Source organism: candidate division KSB1 bacterium (assembly GCA_024655945.1).
Classification (GTDB): domain Bacteria; phylum Zhuqueibacterota; class Zhuqueibacteria; order JANLFK01; family Oleimicrobiaceae; genus Oleimicrobium.
Genome location: JANLFK010000010.1, coordinates 42,734 through 61,204, shown reverse-complemented (window position 1 = coordinate 61,204; position 18,471 = coordinate 42,734). Strand labels below are relative to the sequence as shown.

The following is an 18,471-nucleotide window of genomic DNA, read 5'->3' as shown; positions in this document are numbered from 1 at the left end:
GTGAGCGACCAACCGCAGAAGACCACCAGCTGGCTGCAAGAGGAAGGCTTTATCGCCACCTCTGAGGCGATGCAGCGTGTCCTGCGCGCGGTGGAGCAGGTGGCCCCCACCGACATCTCGGTGCTCATTACCGGTGAAAGCGGCACTGGCAAGGAGCTCATTGCCAAAGCCATCCATGCCGGCAGCCTGCGCAGAGAACGCCCGCTGGTGGTGGTCAACTGCGGGGCAATCCCCGAGGGCATATTGGAGTCAGAGCTCTTTGGGCACGAGAAGGGTTCGTTCACCGGCGCCATCGGCACGAGAAAGGGGTACTTTGAAATTGCCGACGCCGGCACCATCTTCCTTGACGAAATCGGCGAGATGCCGCTGGCGACCCAGGTCAAGATTCTGCGCGTGTTGGAGTACAAGGAGTTCATGCGCGTCGGGGGCAGTACCACGGTGCGCGTCGACGTGCGCGTGATCGCGGCCACCAACAAGGAGTTAGAGGCAGAGGTCAAGAAGGGCACCTTCAGGCAGGACCTCTTGTTCCGCCTTAACGCCGTTACCATTCAGGTGCCGCCTTTGCGCGAGCGACGCGAGGACATTCGTCCGCTGGTAGACCTCTTTGCGCGGCGCTTCTGCCGCGAGAACCATATCGAGTTCGAAGGCTTTACCGAGTCGGCTTACCACCTGCTGGAGAACTACACCTGGCCGGGAAACGTCCGCCAGCTCAAGAACCTGGTGGAGAGCATCATTGTCCTGGAAAAAGGCAAGAGGATCGATGAGCGCGTGCTTGCCCGCCATCTGCGGCCGGCAAGCGAAGGCGAGCGCAGCCTGCCGGTGCGCGTGGGCAAGACGGTGGAGCAGGTAGAGCGCGAGTTCATCTACCGCGCCTTGTTGGAACTGCGCGATGAGATTGCCGAGCTGCGCCGCCTCATCTACGACGGTCTGATCGCCCCCCGTGGCCTGATGCCGTGGCGGGCGACACAGCCAGAGCCAGTGGTGGACGTCGCCGTGGACGAGCCGCGCGAAGCTCCTGTACACGCGCTGCGCGACAGCGAGCGCGAGGCCATTCGCAAGGCGCTGCAGGCGGCCAACAACAACCGCCGCCAGGCGGCCAAACTCTTGGGCATTTCGGAGCGCACCATCTACCGGAAGATCAAGCAGTATGGCCTGTAGACCTTTACGCCTCGTCTTGCTCTTGTCGGCCACCTCGTTGCTGTGCTCGTGTGGCTACTATTCATTCTCGCCGGGGAGCGCCTCGCACATCAAGACGGTGGCTATCCCGGTGTTTGACGACCGCACCGCCGAGTTTGGCATCCGCGAGCAGCTCACCGAGGCGCTGGTGCAGGAGTTCACCCGCGACAACACGCTGCGCATCGCCGAGCGGCACAGCGCCGACTCTGTGCTTGAAGGTGTCATCGTGTCGGTGGATGACCGTGCCGGACCTTATGACAAGCAGGAGATGGTGCAGGAACTCAAGGTCTATATCACCGTGGACGTCCGCTACTTCGATCTGAAGAAGAGCCAGGAGGTCTGGAAAGACCGCCTCACGCAGTGGGGCGCCTACGACCCTAAGGCCGGCGGCACCAGCGCTCGGCAGGAAGGGATCAACGAGGCAATCCGCAGGCTGGTCACCGAGATCCTCAACCGCACGGTGTCCGGATGGTAGGGCATGCTCGAACAAACTGTCAGCACATGCACCGGTTCTGCCGTATAGAAAGGGCGCGGCGTGCCACGGGACGCGAATGCGGCACTGCCGCTGCTGTGGGGAGCAACAGTGAACGTGGGGATTGGAGATGACCACACCTTCGCACATTGCGCAAGACATCATTCGCGAGCTGGAGCCGGTACTGGCCCGCCATCCGGACTCTATGCGCTTTGCTCGTCTGGCGGACGCGTACATTGCCATAGGCCGCCCGGACAAGGCGGTGGAGCTGTGCGAACAAGGGCTGAGGCACCACCCTCGCTACGTGACAGGCAAGATAGTGCTGGCCAAGGCTTTGCTGGCGCAGGGTGAGCACACCAAGGCCCTGCACACGCTAAAGTCGCTCCTGGACCTGGACCCGCGCCATCCCCTGGGCTGGAAGTATTACGGCGATCTGCAAAAGAGCTTAGGAAAGGAGGAAGCCGCCGAGCGCAGCTACAGTGAACTGCTGGCCATAGATGCGCTGAACGAGGACGTGCGGGCTATGCTGAACGCCTTGCGCCAGCAGCGGTTGGCGCCCCCGCCTGAGGAGGCCCCTTCTCCGCCCAGGGCTGTGGCAGGAGAGGCGGCGGCAGAACCTGCACTCGCCGAAGCTGTCGAGGACCGCTTCTCGTACATTCTTGACGACATCTTTAGCGAGGAGGAAGGCGCGGCACCAACCATAGAAAATGAAGAGCAGACTCCTGGGCCGACTGCAGACTTGCAGGACATCTTCTGGCCGGAGCCGGAGCCAGGACCGGTGGAAACGGCTCCGGTGCCCGCTCCACCTCCACCGCCGCCTCCCGTCGAGGAGGAAGCAGAGCCGTTGGCCGAGGAACTGTTCGAGGCCCAAGAGGAGACAGCCCCGCCGCCACCGCAGCCTGAGGCGCCTAAACCAGTGGCGGAGCCCGCCCGTGAGGCTCCGAAAGCAGAGGAGGAGCGCATGGTCACCCCGACTTTGGGGGAGATCTACGCCGCGCAAGGGCAATACGCAAAGGCCATGAGCGTGTTCACCATCCTGGCGCGCAAACATCCAGACAACCCCCGTTTCCGGCAGCGGATCGAAGAGCTCCAGCGCAAACTGGAAGAATCCACCGGCAGGGAGCAAGAAGAACCTTTGTAGTCCCTCTATGCATCAGCATGGGAAGTGAGGTGTGTGTGGCGAGAATCCTGATGCTTTTGCCCCAGCCCTTCTTTGAACCACGTGGGACGTCCTTTAGCTCCTTGCATCGACTACGCACTTTGGCGTACATGGGGCACCAGGTTGACCTCCTCACTTACCCTTTTGGACGTGACATCTCCTACCCCAACGTGCGCATCGTGCGCATCCCGCGACTGCCGTGCATTCGCGAGGCGCGCGTGGGGCCATCCAGGGAGAAGCTGTTCCTGGACATGGTGTGGATGATCCCCTATTCGGTGCGGATGCTGCTGCGCAGGCGCTATGACCTCATCCATACCCACGAAGAAGCTTGCTTTTGGGGCGCGGTGCTGGCACGCTGGCGGGGAATTCCCCACCTGTACGACATGCACTCCAGCCTGCCGCAGCAGCTGCTCAACTTCAAGTTCACCACCTCCGGGCTGGCTTTGGGCCTGTTCCGCTGGGCGGAGAAGAAGACCCTTCGCAACGCCGACGGCGTGATTGCCATCTGTCCGGAATTAGCGGCCCACGCCAAGAGCATCGCCCCGCACACGCCGATCACAGTCATTGAAAACGTGCTGGAGTTGGACCCTCCGCCGGGCGCTCGTCCGCTCACCCCCGAGACCCTCCGCGAGCGATATCACCTGCAGGGCCACAAGGTGGTGCTCTACACCGGCACCTTCGAGCCTTACCAGGGCATCGACCTTCTTATTCGCGCGGCCCCCGAGGTGATTCGACAAGAGCCAAGGGCGATCTTCTTGCTCGTGGGGGGCAGGTCAGACCAGGTGGCGTACTATCGGCATTTGGCGGAGCAGCAAGGGGTGGCCGACTCCTGCGTCTTTGTGGGGGCGGTGGCACCGGAGCGCATCAAGGACTTTTACGGAGTGGCCCACGTGTTGGTCAGTCCTCGATTTGAGGGCACCAATACGCCGCTGAAAATCTACTCGTATCTCCGCTCCGGTGTGCCCATCGTAGCAACCGACCACATCACGCACACGCAGGTGCTGAGCCGCGAGGTCGCCGTGCTCACCGGCATCGAGCCATCGGCGCTGGCGCAAGGGATTGTGCGCATACTGGTTGACCCTGCGCTGGCGCGGCGGCTGGTGGCCGCTGCTCAACGGTTAGCCGAGGAGAGGTACAGCCCCGTAGTCTACCGCGCCAAGCTGCGGGCGCTCGTGGAGCAGGTCATCGACAGGCGCCCGAAGCAGCCGCGGGAAAAGACTGACTCATGAGCAGAGCCAGCGGCTGCTATCCACTCCTTCGCCATTGTTTACCATTTCCGAAGTTGCCAGGAGACGCACAACTGCATGAAAAGGGACCTGAACGCTTTAGCAGCGACTGAATTCGACATACTGATTATCGGCGGGGGTATCTACGGCGCGACGGTGGCATGGGAAGCCGCGCTGCGCGGCCTGTCGGTGGCCCTCGTCGAGCGCGGCGACTTTGCCTCCGGCACCTCTGCGAGCAGCCTGAAAATCATCCACGGCGGGCTGCGCTACCTCCAGCACCTGGACATCAAGCGCGTGCGGGAGTCAGTGCGGGAGCGCTGCATCCTTCTGGCCATTGCTCCGCATTTAGTCCACCCGCTGCCGTGCGTCATGCCCACCTATGGCCATTTGATGAAAGGTAAGGAGGTCATGCGTCTCGGCCTGCTGGCCAATGACCTCTTCAGTTTTGACCGCAATCGTTTAGCCGACCCCGACAAATGGATTCCCGCCGGCCGGGTCATCTCGCGCAAGCAGGTTCTCGAGCTTCTCCCAGGGATCGACCCCGCAGGGGTGACCGGTGGCGCCTGCTGGACGGACGCACAAATGTACAACTCGGAGCGGATGACTTTGGCTTTCCTGCTCTCGGCGGCCAGCCAAGGGGCCCAGCTGGCCAATTATGTGGAAGCGGTGTGGCTGGCCTCAGACAAAGGAGTGGTGAGGGGGGTGCATGCCCGCGACGTGCTGTCCGGCGACACACTCGACGTGCGCGCCAGGCTGGTGGTCAACGCCGCTGGTGGGTGGGCAAATGAACTTCTTGCCGCGAGCGGATTGCCACCCGTGCCATTTCAGCTTTCCACCGCCATGAACATCATCGTGCGCAAGCGGCTGCTCAACGGCTATGCGGCCGGGGTGTACGGCAACTTCACCTATCCAACGCCAGGCGGCCGTACCCATGCCGGTCGGCACGTGCTGTTCATGGCGCCCTGGCGGGGCTACACCATCATCGGTACTTTCCACCGCCCTTACCTGGACGGCAAAGTCCGCTTGCAAGCGACCGAGCAGGAGCTAGAGCAATTCCTCACGGAGGTCAACAGCGCTTATCCGGGGGGCGCGATCAGCAGAGACGACATCGTTTTTGTGCACAAGGGCTTCCTGCCGATGGACGGCGTCACTGGCAAGACGGGCGAGGTGCAGCTCACCAAGCACTATCGCCTCGTCGACCACGCGCGTCTGGGCGGTCCGGAAGGGCTGCTCACCGTCATCGGCGTCAAGTACACCACCGCGCGCGATGTGGCAGAAAAGACAGTGAACCTCGCCGCGAAAAAGCTCGGGAAGGCAAAGGATGGGGGTCGCTCCCGCACCACGCCCCTCGTGGGCGGGCACATTCCCCGCTTCTCCTCCTTTCTTGAGGACGCAGTTGCGCATGCCTCTGGCGGGCTGAGTCCTTCTTTGGTGCGTCACCTGGTAATGAACTACGGCTCCGACTGTGCCCGCCTCCTCGCCTATGGGCAGGAGAGCGCCGAGCTGCTTTCGCCTTTTCCCGGCTCGCAGGTGCTCGGCGCGGAGGTCGTGCACGCCGCCAGGGAGGAGATGGCCTGTAAGCTGTCGGATGCGGTGCTGCGCCGCACCGAGTTGGGCAGCGCCGAGTACCCTGGCGATGAGGCCGTGAAGGGCTGTGCCCGGCTCATGGCGAAAGAGTTAGGCTGGCCGGCAAGGCGTGCCGAGAGAGAGGTCGAGGACATGAAGCGCGGCTACCCCATGCCGCATGCGGTCCCTTAGGCGGCGAAGGAACCGCCGAGACCCGAGGGACACTCGCCTGCCGCGAGCGCGTGAGGCGCCAGGTGGCCTTTCGAGCAGCTTCAGATGGAGAAGTCGAGAGCGGACCGGCGGACGACAGCGCCGACTTGCACCAGGAGCGAAGCGCCTACCAACTGCGCCTTTCGGGTCCACGGAAGGTGCGAGCCCCTGCTGATTGTGCGCCGTGAGCGTGCCGCGAACGGAGTCCCCATGCTTCTGGGCGCCTCTGGCAATGGGCGGAATCACCCGTGCTCCGTCACAGCCCTTTAGTACCCCTGGCAGCTCAGCCAAAAACAGCTTGACATTGTCCTGTGGATTTGGTAAAATTCCTGCGTCATTGTTGACGCACCTCATCCTCGCGCACACGAGGGCATATGACGCAGGACACGGGAGCCTCATCGCACGCCGTTACCGTCGCGCCGGTCAAGCCCTTGCTCCGCCTCGGGCGGTGGCGCCCCATGCCTCACCGCTTCCGCATGCCTGAGGCGTGGCAGAAGCGCGTGGCAGCCAGTGCAAATCCTCTTCATTTCCTGCCGACTCCGCCCGCACCCAGAGCAGCAAAGAGCAGAGATCTTGCGTCGGCACCCCTTTCGACAGAGGGTGTGCCTGCCCGCACAGGCACGCGGCCACGCCGGCGACTTAGCCTCCGCCTGCAGGCACGCGCCTCTCCGAAGGCGAGATGCCTTCTTGTGCCCCCTTTCAGGGACGGATGAAAGCAAACTGCCCCGGATGATTCCGCGCTTTGAGAGACAAGGAACCCGGAGGGAACGGACATGCTACAGACCTTGGACTGGTTGATCATTGCCGTCTACTTCGCCATAGTTCTGGGCATTGCCTGGTGGGTGATCAGGCAGAGGCAGAACACCTCCACCGAGTACTTTTTGGCCGGGCGGCACTTGGGCTGGTTCATTGTTGGGGCGTCGATCTTCGCGTCCAATATCGGCTCGGAGCACCTGGTCGGGTTAGCTGGTTCGGGCGCCACTGACGGGGTGGCGATGGCGCACTATGAGCTCCACGCCTGGTGCCTGTTGGTGCTGGCCTGGGTAATGGTGCCGTTCTACATGCGCTCCCGCGTCTTTACCATGCCCGAATTCTTGGAGCGGCGCTACTCATCCTCAGCACGGACGATCCTTTCGGCAATTTCGCTGATCGCCTACGTCTTGACGAAAATTGCCGTCGGCATCTTCGCCGGAGGTATCGTGTTCAGCGTCCTCCTGCCCGAAGTGCATTTCATGGGCATGGACAGTTTCTGGGTCGGTGCGATCCTGGTCATCGTGCTCACCGGCATCTACACGATTCTCGGCGGCTTGCGCGCCGTGGCCTACACGGAGGCGCTGCAAACGATAGTCTTGGTGGTTGGCTCCATTCTCGTCACCCTCTTTGGCCTGCATGCCCTGGGCGGCTGGGAGACATTGCGCGCAGTTGCAGGGTCAGAGATGTTCAATCTCTGGAAGCCGCTGGTGCCCCGCGGGGTGGAAGGCACCTGGGCCCCGGTGATGGAAGGCGGGCGCATGGCCTGGTACTTCAACGACAACTATCCTTGGATAGGGATGCTCTTCTGCGCGCCCATTATTGGCCTGTGGTATTGGACGACCGACCAGTACATCGTGCAGAGGGCGCTGGGAGCGCCAAACGAAACGCAAGCCCGTCGCGGCGCTATCTGTGCCGGGTTCTTCAAGCTCCTGCCAGTTTTCATCTTCATCATTCCGGGCATGATTGTCTACGCGCTGGCGGTGAGCGGCAAGATTGCTGTCCTGCAGGCGCAGTTGATTGGCGAACACGGGGAGATCGTGCGCGAAAATGCCCAGAAAGCCTTCCCGCTGCTGGTCGCTCATGTGCTCCCCGCGGGGGCCAGAGGAATTGTCGTTGCCGGCCTACTAGCAGCGCTGATGAGCTCCCTGGCCGGTGTGTTCAATGCCTCTGCCACTCTGTTCACCATTGACTTCTACTCCCGTTGCCGCCCGGACGCCAGTCAAAGGCACCTGGTGTGGATCGGGAGAATGGCGACCACCGTCATGGTCATCATCGGCCTGTTGTGGATTCCGGTGATCCGCGGTGGCAAAGGACTGTACGACTACCTGCAGGGTGTGCAGTCCTACCTCGCCCCGCCCATCTTCGTGGTCTTTTTCATGGGAGTGTTCTGGAAGCGGATGAACGCCAGGGGGTGTGTCACCGCCCTTACCACCGGATTCGCGTTGGGGCTGTTCAGATTGGCCGTCGACACGCCAGTGAAGTTGTTCCACGTGCAATATGCACCAGGCTCTTTCCTGTGGATTATCAACCACATCTACTTCCAGTATTACAGCCTGTTCATCACCCTGGTGACCGTCGGCGTGATGATTTTAGCCAGCTACACGGCTGCGGAGCCGCCATACGAGAGGCTGACCGGCTTGACTTTCGCGACCACCACCGACGAACAGCGCCGCGCCTCCCGGGCCAGTTGGTCAAGGGGCGATGTCGTCGCCTCGGTGCTGCTGGTTCTTTTCATCGTGATGGCATACATCTATTTCTCAGGATAAGTGGCTACCTCACTGGCTCGGTGCAGGAGGAAAGGCTTGGGCAAATACACCATAGGCATTGACTTTGGCACGAACTCGTGCCGGGCAGTGATTGCGGATATCGCCGACGGCAGGGAAGTGGCCACTCAGGTCTTTCACTACCCCTCCGGCACGGCGGGAGTCGTCCTGGACCCTGCCGATCCCAATGTGGCGCGGCAGAATCCGGCTGACTACCTCGCAGGCCTGGAGGCAGTGATTCCCGGGGTAATCAGCCTGGCCAGGGAAAATGAGCCGGAGTTTTCCGCCGACGACATCGTCGGCATTGGCATTGACACGACGGGGAGCAGCCCGGTGCCGGTGGACGAGCGAGGCGTGCCGCTCTGTTTCCACGAGGAGTTCCGCAACAATCCTGCGGCCATGGTCTGGCTGTGGAAGGACCACACCAGTTACGCAGAAGCGCAGCGGCTAACCGAAATTGCCCGAGAGATGAGACCGCACTACCTGGCAAAGATAGGCGGCGTCTACTCCTCGGAGTGGTTTTGGAGCAAGCTCTGGCATCTGCAGAAGACGGCCCCGGAAGTCTTTCGCGCGGCGCACAGCTTTGTGGAGATCTGTGATTGGATTCCCGCGGTGCTGGTGGGAGAGACCCGTCCTGCCAAAATCAAGCGCAGCACCTGTGCAGCCGGGCACAAGGCCCTGTTTGATGCCCAGTGGGGCGGGCTGCCTGATGAAGAGTTCCTCCGGCAGCTGTCCCCCGAGGTAGCCGCCATGCGCCCAAGGCTCTACGAGACTGCGTACTGCGCGGATGAGAGGGTCGGGACTCTGTCGCCTGAGTGGGCACAAAAGCTGGGGCTTTCCAGAGACGTTGTGGTGAGCGTAGGGGCATTCGACGCCCACATGGGGGCAGTGGGCGCAGGCATTGACGTGGGCATCCTGGTGAAGATTCTCGGCACCAGCACCTGCGACATCATGGTCCTCCCGAATACCGAGAAACTCGAGGCCATTCCCGGTGTCTGCGGAATTGTCGACGGCTCGGTGATCCCCGGTTACTACGGCATCGAAGCCGGGCAGTCAGCAGTGGGCGACATCTTTGTCTGGTTCGTCAATAACCTCGTCCCCGAGTCATTCGGCAGGACTGCCGATGACAGGTTCGAGCGGCTCGGAGAGGCCGCAGCGCGACTGAAACCGGGGGAGAGTGGGCTGCTTGCTTTGGATTGGAACAATGGCAATCGTTCGATCCTCGTGGATGTGCGTCTCGCAGGGCTGTTGTTGGGGCAGACCCTGCATACGCAGCCCCATGAGGTCTACCGCGCCCTGATTGAAGCCACCGCCTTTGGGGCGTTGACCATCATCGACCGCATTCAGAGCTACGGCGTGCCGGTACGGGAAATTGTCAACTGCGGCGGTCTGGCAGTCAAGAATCCGCTTCTCATGCAGATCTATGCGGACGTGACCGGCAGGCCGATGAAGGTCTCGCGCAGCCAGCAGGCGCCGGCACTGGGAGCGGCCATGTTTGCCGCTGTGGCTGCCGGAAAGCAGAAGGGCGGATACACCAAGGTTGAAGATGCCAGGCAGGCCATGACCGGCACCGACAAGATCTACACTCCACAGGAGGAGAACCACCGCATTTACCAACGGCTGTACGCCCTGTATCGCCAGCTGCACGATGCCTTCGGCACCCGTGAATGGTCAGGGCAGATGTACAATGTCATGAAAGACTTGCTGGACATAAGGGACAGAGTGAGGACGGAAGAGGCATGCTCGGGGAGCTAAAGGAAGAGGTCCTGAAAGCCAACCTCGCTCTGCGCGAATATGGGCTGGTCACCCTGACTTGGGGTAATGTGAGCGGACGCGACCGCGAAAAGAACCTGGTGGTGATCAAACCGAGCGGAATTGACTACAGCCAATTGTCCCCGGACGACATGGTAGTCGTTGACCTGGACGGCAAAGTAGTTGAGGGCCAGTGGCAGCCCTCGTCCGACACGGCGACGCACGTGGCCTTATACCAAGCCTTTCGCAGCATCGGGGGCATCGCCCATACGCACAGTGACTACGCTACCTCCTTCGCGCAGGCCTGCCTGCCCATACCGTGCTTAGGGACCACGCACGCGGACCATTTCCATGGGCCAATCCCGGTCACGCGCTTTCTGACTGCGGATGAGGTGGAGAGGGAATACGAACGCGCCACCGGTCTGGCGATTGTCGAGGCCTTTGCCCAAATCGCCCCGCTGGAAATGCCTGCCGTCCTTGTGGCCGGCCACGGACCCTTCACTTGGGGCGAGAACCCGATGGAGGCTGTCAACAACAGCCTTGTCTTGGAGAGAGTAGCCCAGATGGCCTTTCACACCATCCTGCTCAATGCGAGGGTGGGAAATCTGCCCGACCACATCTTGCACAAGCACTTTCAGCGCAAACACGGGCCTGAAGCCTATTACGGGCAGAAAAAAGCTCGTGAGGGGTGAAACGTGAAGGTGTACGAGAATTCCGAGGTCTGGTTTGTCACCGGCAGTCAACACCTCTATGGGGACGAGGTCTTGCAAAAGGTGGCCGGCCACTCTCGGGAGATTGCCACCTTTCTGGACGCCGTGCCGGAAATCCCCGCGCGCATCGTCTTTAAGGCGGTGCTGACGGATCCGGATAACATCCTCGCCCTGGCGATGGCGGCGAACAGCGCCAAGAGCTGCATCGGCCTCATCGTGTGGATGCACACCTTCTCGCCAGGCAAGATGTGGATCGCAGGACTGAAGACGCTGCGCAAGCCTTTCGTCCACCTCCACACGCAATACAATCGCGATCTCCCTTGGTCGGAGATCGACATGGACTTTATGAACCTCAACCAGTCGGCGCACGGAGATCGGGAATTTGGCTTCATCTGCACGCGCTTGGGGCTCAAGCGCAAGGTCATCGTCGGCCACTGGCAGGAGGAGACGGTCCACCGGGAGCTGGCGGTCTGGATGCGCGCTGCCGCCGCCTGGCAAGATTGGCAAGCAGGGAGGATCGCCCGCTTTGGTGACAACATGCGCGAGGTCGCCGTCACCGAGGGCGATAAAGTCCAAGCCCAGATGGAGCTGGGATATTCGGTTAATGGCTACGGCGTTGGCGACTTGGTCAAGGCGGTACAATGTATCTCCGACTCTGAGGTCGATCGCCTTGTCCGGGAATATAGCGAGAAGTACACCATCGCCAAAGATGCCCAACCCGGTGCACCAAAGCACCAGGCCATCAGGGAGGCGGCGCGCATTGAGCTGGGCCTGAGGGAGTTTCTCCGCGATGGTGGCTTCTCGGCATTTACGACGACCTTTGAGGATTTGCACGGCCTCGCTCAACTGCCTGGTCTTGCCGTGCAGCGGCTCATGGCTGAAGGGTACGGATTCGGGGCGGAGGGCGACTGGAAGACTGCGGCATTGGTGCGGGCCATGAAGGTCATGGCCGCCGGACTCGGGGGCGGCACCTCGTTCATGGAGGATTACACCTACCATCTGGCCCCGGGTGGCATGAAGGTGCTCGGGGCGCACATGCTGGAGGTGTGCGAGACACTGGCGGCTGAGCGCCCCCGCCTAGAGGTTCATCCGCTGTCGATCGGCGGCAAGGCCGATCCGGCGCGCTTGGTCTTTGGCGCACCCCCCGGACCGGCTCTGAACATCGCGATGATCGACCTCGGCCACCGCTTCCGCCTGGTACTCAACGAGGTCGAAAGTGTCGGGCCAGATGAAGACTTGCCGAAATTGCCGGTAGCGAGAGCGGTATGGGTGCCGAAGCCCGACCTTCGCGTTGCCGCGCATTGCTGGATTATGGCGGGAGGGGCGCACCACACGGCATTCACCATGACCCTCACTGCCGAGCCTCTGCGCGACTTTGCTGAAATTGCAGGGATTGAGCTGGTAGAAATCAACGATTCCACCACAGTGCAGGATTTCAAGAAGGAGCTGCGCTGGAACGCCTCTGCGTACTGAGTGCGCCAGGAAGCCAAGGCGCCCCGTCGGGTTCTGGTGCAAAGGGGTGGGTATGAGCCACGGACAGCGCAGGCCCCCGCAGCGGAGGAGCAGCACCCCCGTTTGCCGCACTGCACAGCACGCTGTCAGGCAATCCCCCGGCCGATGGAATCAGTCGTCTCCCCCTTTGCCAGGGGGCGCTCATGCTCCGTCTCGGGTGGACAAGTACGCCAGCCATGAAGGACCGGCCGAGCCTGGGTTTTGTCCTCCGCCACTGTGCGTCCCTGGTAAGCTCCACCCCACCTCTGGCCTCCACGAGGAGAGAAAGCGGTTGCTATTTTTTTGCCGTTTTGCTACCTTCTTCTCGCGCATGGGCGCACGACGGTGAGGGCAGCGACAGGACAGCAGTGCGAGGCAGAAGGTGAAAGGCCTCTCCCGTGGCGGCGTGTCCGCCGTGGTGGTCACGTACAACAGCGAACGCTCTATCGGCGCCTGCCTTTCTTCCCTCCTTGCGGCAGTTGAGGGCCTGAGTGCAGAGGTATGGGTTATCGACAATGCCTCAGAGGATGGCACCTGTGCCCTTGTTGAGCGCATCGCTGCAAGCGCGCCCATCCCCATCCGCCTGCTGCGCAACAAGTGGAATCTCGGCTTCACGCGTGCTACAAACCAGGGACTGGCCTCCGCCTCCGGCAGGTTCTTGCTACTGTTGAACCCAGACGTCGAGGTGCCGCGGGGTGCGCTTCCCCATCTGATTTCCTTCTTGGAGCGAGAGCGCGACGTGGGGATTGTGGCCCCTCAACTCCGCTTTCCGGATGGGAGCGTGCAGCCGTCCTGTCGGCGTTTTCCAAGACGTCGCGACCTGCTGTTCGAGCTGCTTGGGCTTTCACGCCTCTTCCCTGAGAGTCCACTGTTCAATGCCTGGAAGATGGGCGATTTCGACCACCTCTCGCGACGGGATGTTGACCAGCCGCAGGGTGCCTTTCTCTTGGCACGGCGCGAGGCGGTGGCCTCCGTGGGACTGCTCGACGAGCGCTTTGTGATGTTCTTCAGCGACGTGGACTGGTGTCGCCGCTTCTGGGAAAAAGGGTGGCGGGTGACATTCGTGCCGGAGGTGCATGCTGTCCATCACAAAGGCGCCAGTGTATTCGCCCATCGCGTGCCGGCGCTGATTGCTTCGCATCGTGACTTCTTGCGCTACTTCCGCAAATACCCTGCACGATGTGCAGCAGTTGACCTCTGCGTGGCCATCTTGCTCCTGGTGAGCCTGTGGCCACGGGTGGCATGGGCACTCCTGAGAGCGGGTCGGCGCAGGGAGAGGTAAGGATGAAGAGGCTGGCAGAGCAAATACTGGCTTTTTGCGCGCTGCTCACTCTTTCGTCGCACCTTGTTGGCGACGAAGGCCGCGGCCTCGTCGAGGTCATCGTCAAGACACGGCAGCCCCTGCGCGCGCTGGGCAAAACCGCCGAGGGGCCGATCAGCACTGGCATGACCACTTTGGACCACCTCTGCCAGACACATCGGGTAGAGAGCGTACGTCCGACCTTTGTCCGTCCTGGAAGACCCTGCCACCCCGAGGTGCGCCGCTCCTTGGGCTTGGATCGCATCTATGAGGTGCGTCTCCCTGGTGCTGAAGCGGAAACGTTTGTCGCGGCGCTGGCGAGCGATCCGGAGGTGGAGTACGCGCATGTCAATCACGTCTTTTCCCTGCACTTCCTGCCAAATGACCCTATGTTCCCCTCGCAGTGGGGGCTCCAGCGCATCCAGGCGAGCGCCGCGTGGGAGGTCACTGCGGGCTCGCGGAGCGTGATTGTGGGCGTCATCGACACGGGTATCGATTACCGGCACGAGGACCTGGCAGCAAACATCTGGATTAACCCAGGCGAGGACCTCAACAGCAATGGCCGTGTCGACTCCACTGACTTCAACGGCATAGACGACGATGGCAATGGCTTTGTCGATGACGTGCAGGGGTGGGACTTTACCGACGCGCCCTATTTCGCCGATGGGGGGGACTATCTGGTGCGCGACAACGACCCGGCCGACGAGCACGGTCACGGCACAGCGGTGGCAGGGATCATCGCCGCGGTCGCTGACAACGGCGTGGGCATTGCGGGCCTGGCGTTCGGCTGTCGGCTAATGAATCTGCGTGCAGGGACAAGTCGCGGCCTGCTGGAGGAAGACGACGTGGCGTCAGCCTTGGCCTACGCCGCTGACAATGGCGCGCAGGTGGTGAACATGAGCTTTGGCGATGTAGTGTGCACGCCCCTCCTCCGCGACGCTATCGCCTACGCACATGCTTGTGGGGTGCTGCTGGTCGCCTCCGCTGGCAACAGTGCCAGCAGCGAGGTGCATTACCCTTCGGGCTTCGAGGAGGTGCTGGCCGTAGGGGCTACCGACTCCACCGACTACTTGGCCGGCTTTTCCAACTATGGTGCCACTATTGACCTTGTGGCGCCTGGATCCCGCATCCTTACCACTAGCCTCGGCGGCGGGTACACGATGTTCAGCGGTACCTCAGCAGCTGCGCCTTTCGTCAGCGCCCTTGCCGCACTGATTTTCACACAGCACCCGGATTATGCCAGTGACAATGTGCGGGGAACTCTCCTTGCAACCGCCGACGACCTGGGGAGTACAGGGTGGGACCGCTACTATGGGGCAGGACGGATCAATGCCAGCAGCGCCCTCCACAGTCCCAACTTCACGGTGGCCCGTATTACCTGGCCGCGACTGGACCAAGGGATTGCCGGTGGGAGCGTGCCGCTCGTGGGCACGGCCGCCGGGGTGTTCATGCGCGCCTACGGGCTCTCCTATGGAGCAGGAGTCGACCCCAACGTCTGGCAGCCGCTGGTGCGGGTGCAGAACCGGCAAGTCATCGACGACACCCTGGGCCTGTGGGATGTCAGCGCCCTTCCGGATACCGAGTACACCTTGCGCCTGTCCGTGGAAAGCGCCGGCGGCAGCGTGGTGTCGCAATCGCTGCGTCTGTTTGTGGACCGCACCCCACCGCGCATCAGCCAAGTGGTGCAGACCCCGATGCTCGAAGGGGACTACTTCGCTTCGCTCCTCACTTTCGCCACAGATGACCTTTGCGAGGCAGCGGTGCAGTGGCCGACTCCTGGAGACCAATGGCAGGAACTGCGCCTGGCCTACCAGACCACTGAGCACCGCATCTTGTTGACCCCCCAGATGCTTCCTGGGCAAGCGGGCTTTTGCATCGTCGCAACCAACCGGGCGCAGCTCACCACTGTCGACGACAATGCCGGCCGACTCTATTCTCTGGCCCTGCCTGCGGCGCCGATCTCGGCGCTGGAGATGGTCTTCCTGCCGTTGTCGCTCCCGCCGGCCTATCTTTTGGCGCAGGTGTGCGACTTCGATGCCGACGGCAGAGAGGAGCTCGTCGGCTGCCGGTATCAAAACGGCAATTCTTTCGGGCCCCTTGTGGTCTGGCAGAACCGCGACGGCTCCCTTATCCCTGTCTGGGAAAGTCGCGAGCCGGCCATTCCGCGCAGCATCGGCGATACCGACGGCGACGGCCTGCTTGAAATCCTTGCCGGCTACGGCGGCACGTCCGTGCTGTTTGAGCAGACCGCTCCACGCGCCTTGAGCTTTCAGGCAGTGTGGCGCAATAGCAGCAATGTCTGGGGGGCTCGCATCGCCGACCTCGATGGCGATGGTCGGCCCGAGCTCATCGTGCGCGTGGACGCTACCTACCAGGTGTGGCGGAGCCTGCCAGGTCCCACCTTCGCCCTGCTGGATTCGCTTCCCAACCACACACCCGGCAGCAACATCACGGGCGTGCCCCATGTGGAGGTGCAGGACTTTGACGGCGACGGCCTCATGGAGATCCTCATCGGCGACTATGACGGCGACGTGTTCATCTATGAACGCACGGAAAATGGCCGCTTCCGGACGACGTGGTCGGAGCACTTGCCACTCATGGACGCCATTGACTTTTTGAGCAGTGGCGACTATGACGGCGACGGGCGCCCAGAATTTGTGGTCGGCTGCCACTCCGACCCCAGCCTGGACGCAGAGCACGAGTACGACGCTCGGCACTGGCTGTACCGCGTGTACAAGGCCTCAGGCAACGACCGCTACTCGCCCCAGGCCGAACTGCGCTTCTTCGGCTTTGCCTCGCCAAAGGACTTTGACGCCGGGGTCTCTTCCGGAGACATCGACAACGATGGGCGCGATGAGGTGCTCATCAACGTCTTCCCGGACTTTTACGTGGTCAAGTTTGTGCCCGAAGCAGGCGAGTATCGGCCGGTGTGGCACTATCGTCCAAACCGGAGCAATGTGGCCCCCGTGGCCGATACCGATGGCGACGGCGTTCGTGAGCTCTATTTCAACGACGGCAGCGGCGTCATCGCGCATCAGTACCTGTCCATCGGGGGCCGCCCACCACGGCCAAAGACGGTCGATGCCTTCCCTCTGGATACTGCTCGCATCGCCGTCACCTGGAGCCCGGTCGATCGAGCCGACGGCTATTGGGTCAAGTACGGCACGTATCCGGATAGCTTGCGGCAAAGCGTTTGGACAACTGCGCCCCTGTGTTCTCTGAGCGGACTTGTACAAGACCAGATGTACTGGTTTGCGGTGAGTGCGGTGGACTCAAGCCGCCACCCACCCGAGAGTCTGCCCTCGCGCATGGCGACCGCCAAGCCGAATCGCCCCCCGTGGCTCGCTGCCGCCACCGCGCTGAGTGAAACAAGTTTGCGCCTGCGTTTTAGTGAGCCTATGAATGCCTCTGTCAAAGACCCCTCGTGCTATTCCCTTTCTCCTGGCGGGAGCGTGCATTCCGTGCTCTACGACCGCTCTGGCCACGAGGTGATTCTCACACTTGCGGAACGCCTGCGCAGCGGCGACACCGTCAGGGTGCAGGTACGGGGTGTCTCGGACTGCGATCGCACTCCTATTGACACGACGCGCAGCAGCGCCACTTTCAGCTACGTGAGTGCGCCAGAGCCGCCATATCTCACCGCCGTGTCGCTGAGTGGGAGCGCGCAGGTCGTCCTCACTTTCAGTCAGCCTTTGGACAAGACAAGCGCAGAAACGGTGACCAACTACCGGATCGAACCGGAGGTGCGCATTGTCAGCAGCGTGCTTGACCCCAAAGATCTGCGGCGGGTGCTCCTCCAGATCGGCCATCTCGCCCCCCTGGGAGCGCCGAACGCGCACCACATCGTCTACGTGAGCGGCGTCAAGTCGGAAGAAGGGAGAGCGGTGGTACCTGGCCGGGGCGACCGGCTGGCGCTCCGTCTGGTCCGGGCCGATCTGTCGCAGGTGTTTACCTACCCGAATCCTTTCCTTCTCCAGAGCGGCACGGGGCGTGTCACTTTCGCCAACCTCACGGAAACGGCCACCATCTCCATCATGACAGTGGAAGGGCAGGTGGTCCGCGTTCTTGAGGAGAGAGACGGCAATGGCGGCATGTTCTGGGACGGCAAGGACGGCAACGACCAGCTTGTTGGCTCTGGTGTCTATCTGTACGTGATAAGCAACGACAAAGAGCGCGTGATGGGAAAGCTGGCGGTGGTGCGATAGGAGGAGACAGCCGATGGCGTCGAAGCAGGGCACTGGGATCGTGGTCGGCCTCACCGGTGGAATTGGCAGCGGCAAGTCTGCTGTCGCGCGCCTGCTCTCGCGCTACGGCCTGCCCGTTATCCACGCCGACGCTATTGGGCACGAGGTCACCTCCTCCGACCCGGCGGTGCAGGCGGCTCTGCGGGCTGCCTTCGGAGAGCAGATTTTCGCCCCCGATGGCAAGCTGCGCAGGGAGGAGCTGGCGGCCATCGTCTTCGCGCATCCGCAGGCACGGCAAAAGCTGAACGCCATCGTGCATCCGCCCATGCGCCAGCGGATTGATGCTCAGGTTGCTGCCCACCTTGCAACAGGGGCCCCCATCGTCGTGGTCGATGCAGCGCTGCTCGGCGAGGCAGACTTGGTGAGCCACATGGACTACCTTGTGGTGGTCTACGCGCCGCTTGAGGAGCGCGTGGAGCGCATTCGACGCCGCAACGGCCTGAGCGAGGAGCAGGTGCGCGCGCGCATGGCCGCCCAGATGCCGTTGGAAGAGAAAGTGCGACTGGCCGATTACGTGGTGGAAAACAGCGGCTCGCTCTTTGCCCTGCGCGCACAGGTTCGCGCCCTCTTCTCCTGGCTCCAGGCCCGTTTGCAGGAAAGCGGGCGGGCCGTTTGAGCAGAGTCTGCCACAGGAGCCGGGGATTGCCAA

Annotated in this window: 12 protein-coding genes; all 12 read left to right on the top strand. The window is 62.2% G+C overall.

Translation table 11 applies throughout. The annotated features are described in order from the left end of the window. The gene (locus tag NUW13_12095; GenBank protein ID MCR4439761.1) at window positions 1-1,158 is read left to right on the top strand and encodes a sigma-54 dependent transcriptional regulator; all 1,158 of its coding nucleotides are present in this window, start codon (window positions 1-3) and stop codon (window positions 1,156-1,158) included. Then, the gene (gene lptE, locus NUW13_12090; protein MCR4439760.1) at window positions 1,148-1,651 is read left to right on the top strand and encodes an LPS assembly lipoprotein LptE; all 504 of its coding nucleotides are present in this window, start codon (window positions 1,148-1,150) and stop codon (window positions 1,649-1,651) included. The genes NUW13_12095 and lptE overlap by 11 nt, the downstream gene beginning before the upstream one ends. Window positions 1,652-1,778: 127 nt before the next feature. Continuing rightward, window positions 1,779-2,789, top strand: coding sequence for a tetratricopeptide repeat protein (locus NUW13_12085; GenBank protein MCR4439759.1), 1,011 nt, complete (start codon window positions 1,779-1,781; stop codon window positions 2,787-2,789). 35 nt (window positions 2,790-2,824) lie between these two features. Beyond that, window positions 2,825-4,036: a glycosyltransferase family 4 protein gene (locus tag NUW13_12080; protein ID MCR4439758.1), complete on the top strand. Its 1,212-nt coding sequence runs from the start codon at window positions 2,825-2,827 to the stop codon at window positions 4,034-4,036. Window positions 4,037-4,111: 75 nt separating this feature from the next. Beyond that, a complete protein-coding gene (locus NUW13_12075) occupies window positions 4,112-5,791 on the top strand; it encodes a glycerol-3-phosphate dehydrogenase/oxidase (GenBank protein ID MCR4439757.1) in 1,680 nt (559 codons plus the stop codon). Between the two features lie 791 nt (window positions 5,792-6,582). After that, window positions 6,583-8,328: a sodium:solute symporter gene (locus NUW13_12070; protein ID MCR4439756.1), complete on the top strand. Its 1,746-nt coding sequence runs from the start codon at window positions 6,583-6,585 to the stop codon at window positions 8,326-8,328. Window positions 8,329-8,364: 36 nt separating this feature from the next. Then, window positions 8,365-10,080 (top strand): ribulokinase, encoded by a 1,716-nt coding sequence (locus NUW13_12065; protein ID MCR4439755.1) that lies wholly within the window; start codon window positions 8,365-8,367, stop codon window positions 10,078-10,080. Next, window positions 10,065-10,769 (top strand): L-ribulose-5-phosphate 4-epimerase, encoded by a 705-nt coding sequence (locus NUW13_12060; GenBank protein MCR4439754.1) that lies wholly within the window; start codon window positions 10,065-10,067, stop codon window positions 10,767-10,769. Before NUW13_12065 ends, NUW13_12060 begins: the two co-directional genes overlap by 16 nt. A 9-nt stretch (window positions 10,770-10,778) precedes the next feature. Further along, window positions 10,779-12,260 carry an L-arabinose isomerase gene (gene araA / locus NUW13_12055; protein ID MCR4439753.1) on the top strand — a complete coding sequence of 494 codons (1,482 nt, stop codon included), beginning with the start codon at window positions 10,779-10,781 and terminating at the stop codon, window positions 12,258-12,260. Between the two features lie 400 nt (window positions 12,261-12,660). After that, window positions 12,661-13,560, top strand: a complete 900-nt coding sequence (locus NUW13_12050) for a glycosyltransferase family 2 protein (protein ID MCR4439752.1) — start codon at window positions 12,661-12,663, stop codon at window positions 13,558-13,560. 2 nt (window positions 13,561-13,562) lie between these two features. Further along, the gene (locus tag NUW13_12045; protein ID MCR4439751.1) at window positions 13,563-17,783 is read left to right on the top strand and encodes a S8 family serine peptidase; all 4,221 of its coding nucleotides are present in this window, start codon (window positions 13,563-13,565) and stop codon (window positions 17,781-17,783) included. 13 nt (window positions 17,784-17,796) lie between these two features. Then, window positions 17,797-18,438 carry a dephospho-CoA kinase gene (coaE, locus tag NUW13_12040; protein ID MCR4439750.1) on the top strand — a complete coding sequence of 214 codons (642 nt, stop codon included), beginning with the start codon at window positions 17,797-17,799 and terminating at the stop codon, window positions 18,436-18,438. Window positions 18,439-18,471: the final 33 nt, after the last annotated feature.

What these genes read in the sequence shown, in the direction of transcription:
- lptE (MCR4439760.1), top strand. Translation starts at nt 1,148, where the DNA reads ATGGCCTGTAGACCTTTACGCCTCGTCTTGCTCTTGTCGGCCACCTCG.
- NUW13_12085 (MCR4439759.1), top strand. Translation starts at nt 1,779, where the DNA reads ATGACCACACCTTCGCACATTGCGCAAGACATCATTCGCGAGCTGGAG.
- NUW13_12075 (MCR4439757.1), top strand. Translation starts at nt 4,112, where the DNA reads ATGAAAAGGGACCTGAACGCTTTAGCAGCGACTGAATTCGACATACTG.
- NUW13_12070 (MCR4439756.1), top strand. Translation starts at nt 6,583, where the DNA reads ATGCTACAGACCTTGGACTGGTTGATCATTGCCGTCTACTTCGCCATA.
- NUW13_12060 (MCR4439754.1), top strand. Translation starts at nt 10,065, where the DNA reads ATGCTCGGGGAGCTAAAGGAAGAGGTCCTGAAAGCCAACCTCGCTCTG.
- NUW13_12045 (MCR4439751.1), top strand. Translation starts at nt 13,563, where the DNA reads ATGAAGAGGCTGGCAGAGCAAATACTGGCTTTTTGCGCGCTGCTCACT.
- coaE (MCR4439750.1), top strand. Translation starts at nt 17,797, where the DNA reads ATGGCGTCGAAGCAGGGCACTGGGATCGTGGTCGGCCTCACCGGTGGA.